The 222-nt window shown below is 61.7% G+C and carries 1 protein-coding gene; it reads right to left on the bottom strand.

What is annotated here, in order from left to right:
• Positions 1–6: 6 nt before the first annotated feature.
• Positions 7–222, bottom strand: a 216-nt coding sequence (locus tag QP415_RS13280) for a transposase (protein ID WP_285100382.1), incomplete at its 5' end; no start/stop codon positions are given.

Here is a 222-nt window from a genome sequence, read left to right as displayed (position 1 = left end):
GGCTCTTCATAATTGGGGGTGTAGTTGGGGTCTGAATCCGCCGGTTTCGAGGAGGCAGCGGGTGATGTAGTGGGTGAGGTTACGGAACCCGAGGGCGGAGCCGCGTAGGTGTTCGAGGCGTCCGTTGATGGCTTCGGTAGGGCCATTGGAGGTGTGGGGGTGGTCGAAGTAAGCCAGGATGTCCCCGGCTCGGCGTTTGAGTGTCCTGCCCAGCGTGATGAG

The organism is Pauljensenia sp. UMB3104 (genome assembly GCF_030217285.1).
In the GTDB taxonomy this organism is placed as follows: Bacteria; Actinomycetota; Actinomycetes; order Actinomycetales; family Actinomycetaceae; genus Pauljensenia.
This window is presented reverse-complemented; position numbering and strand designations above follow the sequence as displayed.